Below are 6,255 nucleotides of genomic sequence, written 5' to 3'. Positions count from 1 at the left end.
GTGGTTCTTGCCGAACCACCAGGTCGCGTAGCCGTTGTCCTTCAGGATCTCGCCGATCGTCGCGGTGCTCTTCGGGATCATCGTCGAGTAGTTCGGGAACCCGGTGGCCCATTCCATCAGGAAGCCGTTGCCGGCGACATGGTGGTTGCGCCCGGTCAGCAGCGCGGCACGCGTCGGGCCGCAGATCGCGGTGGTGTGGAAGCGGGTGTACTCGAGCCCCTCGGCGGCGAGCTCATCCAGCGCCGGCGTCGGAATGGTCCCGCCGAAGGTGCCGGTCTGGCCGAAGCCGACATCGTCAAGGAGAATGACGATGATGTTGGGTGCCCCCTCCGGCGCGGCGATCGGATCCTGCCAGTCGGAGGTGGACTCGGTGTAGTATTTCCCGATCGTTCCCTCGAACGGCGACAGCGTATCCGGCAGTGCTGTCCGATCGGGCCAGTCCTGCGCCAGCGCCTGAGAGACGCTGAGGGCCAGGAACGCCACCACAGCGGCGCCACCGTAGAGGGCCAACCGCAACGGCGCGTTGTCCGGACGGACGTTCCTTGCCTTGCCACCGCGCAAACCTGTCACCATCCCACCCTCCTCTGGTCGTCGCGGGGCTCCGTGGGCCACCGCTTGCACCTTGCGTAACATGCGGGTTGCCAGCAAAATGCACGCCGGCGCGCATTTAAGGAGATTTTCTCAATGCCGATGCGGAAGGCTCGGCAGATCGTCAGTGAGGTGGGCTGGCTGTCGCGGCAGCCGGAAGCCTTCAGGACCCTCATTCTGAACGCGTGCGACCTGCAGACGCGAAGCATCGGTGAGAACCTCTATTCGCTGGGCGACCCCCCCGGTGGCCTGCACGGCCTTGTCGACGGCAGTCTCGACGTCTTGACAACAGCAGGCGGCTTCAGCCCTTTCCTCGGCTTCATAGCGCGCCCCGGCTGGTGGGCAGGGGACGTCGCAGCGACTACCAAAGACGCTAGGCGCGCGGAAGTCCGGGCGCGAACGGAGGCTGTTCTGCTGTACCTGCCGGCCAACCGGCTGGAACGGATCGGCGAGGAGGATCCGACCTTCTGGCGCCGTCTGGGGGCGTTGAACGCCGAGCATCTCGACAATGCGCTAATGTTCGCGGCGACGGCGGTGCAGCGCGACGTGCGGGTCAAGGTGATCGCGACTCTGCTTCGCCTGGCCAGCTACGATGCGGATACCGACGCCGACCTCAAGATCAATTGCACGCAGGCCGAGATCGCCGAGATGACCGGCCTCGGGCGGAACACGGTTGGCGAGACGCTGAAGAAGCTACAGGACGAGAGCCTCGTGTCGCAACAATACGGGCGCATCGGCTTCAACCCGGTTCGCCTGCGCGCCATACTTTCCGGTATAGGGACGGCCGTCGAGTAGAACTACCGGACTGGATGAGTCCACGATCTTCCTCCTTCCTCGCTGGGCATTCTCGGTGTGGTGAAGCTCGGCGATTCGGCGAACGGCGGCTTCGACAGGCTGCAACGCGGTGATCTCACGGTCGGGCCAAGGTCTGCAATGGGCCGAGAGCTGACCTCGCGCCCACGTCCGCTCCTGATGCTGTGGACGGCTCCCGCCCCCACGCCGCGCTAGTGTCGCGGTGTTTGAAAAGCGGAGAGGAGCCAGAGATGCAGCCTGCAACGACGATCGGTCTGGATATCGCGAAGAACATCTTTCAGGTGCACGGCGTTGCTACCGACGGGTCTGTCGTGCTGCGCCGTCGGTTAAGGCGTGCACAGGTCCTGACATTCTTCGCCGCGCAACCTCCATCCGACTCCCGACATCGGTTCCGCGAAGCGGAAAGGCAGCTTCTGCCCCATTGCCGACGTCAAGGCTTGTATCGGGTTGCCGCTGGCGGAGCCCCCGGCATCTCGCCAAGCGTCACATCTTTTCGAGGTCGCCGGGCTTCCAACTGTAGTCGATTGCTTCCTGACCGGGGCCATAAAGCCTCAAGATCGCGAAGAATCCGCGTCCCGGTGCGGTAGGGAGCCAATTCGCCTCTTTTCCTGCTGGCGCTTCCGGACCGATGTAGAGGTCAATCGTGCCGTCGGCATTCTGCATCGGCTTGTCGCGCGAACCGAGCGACGGGAACCGGCGCGCCTCGGTCGCAAGACCGGACCCATTCTCCGCCTCATAGAGCGTGAGGGACCAGAACAGCGCAGCGGGTACGTTCGGCGGCAGCGTCAGTTTGTAGGATTCATCGCCCGAAAGAGCTCTGCCATCGGCGTCGTTGAAAGCGATCTCATAGGCGGCACCTTTGCCCGGCGTTTGCGAAACCATCCCCGGGCTGATCGAATAGTAGTCGGTGAAGAACCAGATCCGCGGTTCGAGCTCAAGAAAGCCTCCGGCCTTGTTGCGGAACGACAGATCCAGTGATTTATCGGCCCCCGGCTCAGTGACGTTGTTGATCGGATTGACCCATTGGCGGTCCTTCCACACCCGGTAATCGCGACCGTTGAGTTCCGGCATCATGCCGATCACCCGGCTCATATTGTATGCGGTCTTCGCCGCCGCATCGAGGATTGCCTTCGACTTGTCGTCAGGCTCGAACGACTGACCGGCAATGATGCCAATATTGGCCAGGAGGCCGAGGCCGTCTGCACTGGCGAGATTCTCACGCTCGCTGTCAACCAGCCATTTGAGCTGATCGAAAGCGGTGGCGTCGGAGCGCGGCAGCATGTTGGCCGGAACGCCGGAGGCGTTCGGAAACTCCATCGCCTTGCGTTCCGCCTCGGGCAGGTTCAGCGGATAGATCCTTGCCTGCTCCATCAGCTGCACAGCCGGCGAAAGGTCGTCGGGGTCCTGGTAGAAGGCGCGCAGGAAGATGAACACGTTGCTGGTGCCCGAGCGGTAGACGAAGTAGCCGTCCGGCACCTCGCTGTCGTATCCCGGCGGCAGGACGAGGAACTTGCCGCCTTTGCCGCCGTCGGGGCCCGGTAGCCCGACGTCGCCGAAGAACTGCCCGCCGTCGACCGGGATCGGACGCTGCCAGAAATCGAGCAGTATGCCCTGGAGATTTGGCGGGGCCTCGAAAACGATCGGGCCGGTTTCGCCCATGTCGACATAACTCATCGCATAGATGACGTCGGAATTGGGAGTCGTGACCAGGGTTTTCGGGTCGAGACGTTCCTTCCAGATCGGCAGGACGTTGTAGCCGGCGCCGAAGACCTCCTCGGAGCCGTACTTCATGCCAAGCGTGTTGATGAGCGGCATCGCCCAGAGATAAGCTTGGACCGCTTGCTGGAACTCGAGCTCCTCTGTCAGCGTCTTCGCTGTCTCGGGCGTCGGACGGTTCAGTTCGAACGGCAGATTGGCGAGCTCGTCAAAGCGCGCCTGGTCCGCCGTAGCGTAGACGGGGAAGCCGAGGGAGAAGCAAAGTACCGCGGCGGTTGAAAGAAGAAATGTGCGTGTCATGGAGTGGCCTTTCCTTCCAGAAACCCTTGCTGTGAGGGCGCAGTCCCGTTGTTTGGGACCGCGCCGCCAACTCATTCGACCACTTCGAAGTCACCGAGCTTGAACGTCTTGTCGAAGAAGGCCTGCTCCGGCGCATAGAGACGGAAGTAAACGAACCAGCCGTCATCGCCGACTGTCTTCAGATAGTTGCTCTCCATCCCCTCGGGAGCGCCGATGCCGACGTAAAGATCGATCGACCCGTCGTCGTTGTATAGGAGCTGGTCCATCCGACTGTCGAGACTCACGTCCTTGACCTCGGTGCCGCCATTATCATACGCGCGCCGGGTATTCTCGCTGTAGAGGGTCAGCGACCAAAACTGACCCACCGGAACGCCTTTGGGGACGTGGAGCTTGTAGGTCTTGTCCGCGCGGAGCATGTTTCCCTCACTGTCGCGCTTGGTCGTCATGTAGACCTGACCAGCGCCGGGCGTCGGGTTGACCATCCCCTTCGAGCTCGCCACAGCCTCGTAGAACCAGGTCGCGCGCTGGTCAATCTGCTGGATCGTGTCCGATTCCTGGGAAATGTCGAAGTCGAAGCTCTTGTACCAGTAAGTTCCGTCCCACCAAGGAACGGTATAGCGGGGGTTGACCTGCAGGTTCCGCGCCATCAACTCGCCCATGCCCGCACCTTTCAGAAGAATCTCTTTCTGTCGGTCGTCGGGGTAGAACTCCTGACCTTTGACGATGCCCAGCGGCTCAAGCATGGCCATCCACGGCTTGTCGATCTCGCGCACCGGCTCCTCATTGAGGATCATCGCGAGGTTCTTCCAGTATTCGAGACCCCGCGGAGCTGTGGCGCTCCACTCGACATCCTTGCCCCTGATGAAGTTGCTGACCTTCACGTCGCCATCAATTGGACCCATCTTGTACTGCGAGACGTAGATGTCGTAGTAGTCCGGGTCCGAGTCGAGGATGCGAATACCGATGAAGATGTTGTTGGTTTCGCTCTGGAAGACGTTTACGCCGTCCTTCTCATACTTGGAGGGGTCGTCCTCTGGCCCGACCACGATGTAGGTCGCGCCCTTTCCCTGATCAGGGCCGGTGAGACCGAGATCGAAGACGGGACGCATCCAGAAATCGAGCACGCCGCCAGCGGTTTGACCGGCCGGGTAGTCAATCTGGATCGGTCCGTCAGAAAGATTGCTGAAGTTGAAGATGTACGGCGTCGTCAGGTTCGCCGTAACGATTCCGCGCTTTTCCTTGAGCGACTCGAGAACGACAAAGTCGGTCGGGTTTTCCGCGCCGTATGCGCTGCTCTGTTTCTCCCTCCAGGTCGCCGTGCTAACGATCGGAGTGCTCCAGATATATGCTTGGATCGCCCGCTGGAGATCCATCTCGTCGAACAGGCGTGCGGAGGCGTCTTCGTCGAAGTAGTTGTCGATAAGTTCGATGTCACCGATCGGCGTCTCGATCACCTCATCGCCATGAAGCGTGGCACTACCGAGGGGGACGCTCTGGGCAAAGGTGGGAGACGTCAGTGCCGCTGCCGAAAGCAGTACGGCTGCCGTGACCAAAGTTGTCAATCTGCCAGTCATGATTTCCTCCTCGGATCGAGCACCAGCCCCTCACGCGCCGCCTCTTCCTCGAAGCGCTCGGCGGTGAGCGTCGCGCTAAGGCGAGGCAGGATAGGGAGGCGCTACGCGATCTTCTATGCAGTTCGTGCCAATTTGCCGACCGGCGGAAAGAAGCCGGCTTTTCAGCCGGTCTGATTACGCAGATTTGCCAGCGTCTCTCTCGGCCGCTCACCAAAAAGCTCGCGGTACCAGCCGGACATCCGCCCGAGATCGCTGATGCCCCACTGATTGGCGATCAGCGCTATCGTGCAGGCCTTTTCTGTGTCGCTTGCGAGGTCATTGCGAATGCGGTGAAGCCGGAGCCGTCGAACATAACCGCGTGGAGTATCGTCAAGAATATCGGCGAAGGCACGAAACAGAGTACGGCGAGACGTGTAGGCGGCAGCTGCGACGGCATCGACAGAGATCGGCTCGGAGAGGTTTTCAAGGATGTAGGCGCGTGCCCTTCTGACGATCTTGCCAAAGCCCCCGTGATACGTCCCTCTCAGTCCAACATGGGGTGGACGACCGAGATGCAAGATCAGCGCGTCCAGCGTTGTCCTGCCAATATTGTCGTCGCCAGGCGCACAACAACCCTGGTGAATGCGTTCAAACGCGTTCTTAAGCGACGCGCGGACTTCCGGTACGATGTCGCGTGCGTGCACGCCGGTTCCCCCGAGCACTCCCGGATCAAGGACAAGGTCGTGCTGTGCTGCCTCTTCCTCCAGCTTTTCTTTCGTTAACGTGACCGTTGTGTAGAGAGAGCCGGGCGCATAGATCGAGTCGTGCTCGTCGCCCGGAAAGAAGACACCGATGTTGCCCGTCTCAACTTCTTTCAGCCAATGGCGCGTGCCGGGAGCTAGGTAAAGGCCGATCCCGATAGTGATCATGTCCTGGGCCAGCGGGCCGAACAGCGCCACGCGTCCATTTATCAAACCGCTTGTGCAAATGACGCCATCGGATTCTGAGAACGCCAATCCACCCGAGAGGTCTCCCGCCGACATCTGCGTCGCATCGAGACCAGCACCGTAGACGGCATCGCTGAGATCCTCGATCCGGGAGATCGGGACGCGAGTCCAGCCTTCGTAAGGAGGCAGAGAATGCATTGCGACGCGCTCCGAACGGAATGGCGGATTCTTGGCGCGAGAAAGAGACAGCAGTTTGGCAGTAGCTCGGACCTGGAAGCTATCGCAAGATCTACCGAGCGGCACGTCGTTCCCGTCGCCTACGTCCGCTCCTGGCGGAT

The 6,255-nt window shown here is 61.3% G+C and carries 5 protein-coding genes and 1 pseudogene; 2 read left to right on the top strand and 4 right to left on the bottom strand.

All coding sequences use genetic code 11. The features are described 5' to 3' along the window. On the bottom strand, positions 1-573 hold a 573-nt coding region (locus tag LJE91_13335), incomplete at its 3' end, for a sulfatase-like hydrolase/transferase (GenBank protein MCG6869666.1). A gap of 111 nt (positions 574-684) precedes the next feature. Here LJE91_13335 and LJE91_13330 point away from each other — a divergent pair. Both LJE91_13330 and LJE91_13325 read left to right on the top strand, forming a co-directional pair. Continuing rightward, positions 685-1,383 (top strand): Crp/Fnr family transcriptional regulator, encoded by a 699-nt coding sequence (locus tag LJE91_13330; GenBank protein MCG6869665.1) that lies wholly within the window; start codon positions 685-687, stop codon positions 1,381-1,383. Between the two features lie 248 nt (positions 1,384-1,631). Beyond that, positions 1,632-1,760: pseudogene (locus LJE91_13325) on the top strand (IS110 family transposase). A 124-nt stretch (positions 1,761-1,884) separates the two neighbouring features. Here the strand turns inward: LJE91_13325 and LJE91_13320 are convergent. From LJE91_13320 to LJE91_13310, 3 genes are all read right to left on the bottom strand, one after another. Further along, on the bottom strand, positions 1,885-3,417 hold the full coding sequence (locus tag LJE91_13320; GenBank protein MCG6869664.1) for a DUF1254 domain-containing protein: 1,533 nt from the start codon (positions 3,415-3,417) through the stop codon (positions 1,885-1,887). 71 nt (positions 3,418-3,488) lie between these two features. After that, the gene (locus LJE91_13315) at positions 3,489-4,991 is read right to left on the bottom strand and encodes a DUF1254 domain-containing protein (GenBank protein ID MCG6869663.1); all 1,503 of its coding nucleotides are present in this window, start codon (positions 4,989-4,991) and stop codon (positions 3,489-3,491) included. A gap of 161 nt (positions 4,992-5,152) precedes the next feature. Then, positions 5,153-6,115 carry a helix-turn-helix domain-containing protein gene (locus LJE91_13310; GenBank protein ID MCG6869662.1) on the bottom strand — a complete coding sequence of 321 codons (963 nt, stop codon included), beginning with the start codon at positions 6,113-6,115 and terminating at the stop codon, positions 5,153-5,155. Between the last annotated feature and the right edge of the window lie 140 nt (positions 6,116-6,255).

It is taken from the genome of Gammaproteobacteria bacterium, assembly GCA_022340215.1.
Lineage (GTDB): Bacteria > Pseudomonadota > Gammaproteobacteria > JAJDOJ01 > JAJDOJ01 > JAJDOJ01.
This window is presented reverse-complemented; position numbering and strand designations above follow the sequence as displayed.

What these genes read in the sequence shown, in the direction of transcription:
- LJE91_13310 (MCG6869662.1), bottom strand. Translation starts at nt 6,115, where the DNA reads ATGCATTCTCTGCCTCCTTACGAAGGCTGGACTCGCGTCCCGATCTCC.
- LJE91_13320 (MCG6869664.1), bottom strand. Translation starts at nt 3,417, where the DNA reads ATGACACGCACATTTCTTCTTTCAACCGCCGCGGTACTTTGCTTCTCC.
- LJE91_13315 (MCG6869663.1), bottom strand. Translation starts at nt 4,991, where the DNA reads ATGACTGGCAGATTGACAACTTTGGTCACGGCAGCCGTACTGCTTTCG.
- LJE91_13330 (MCG6869665.1), top strand. Translation starts at nt 685, where the DNA reads ATGCCGATGCGGAAGGCTCGGCAGATCGTCAGTGAGGTGGGCTGGCTG.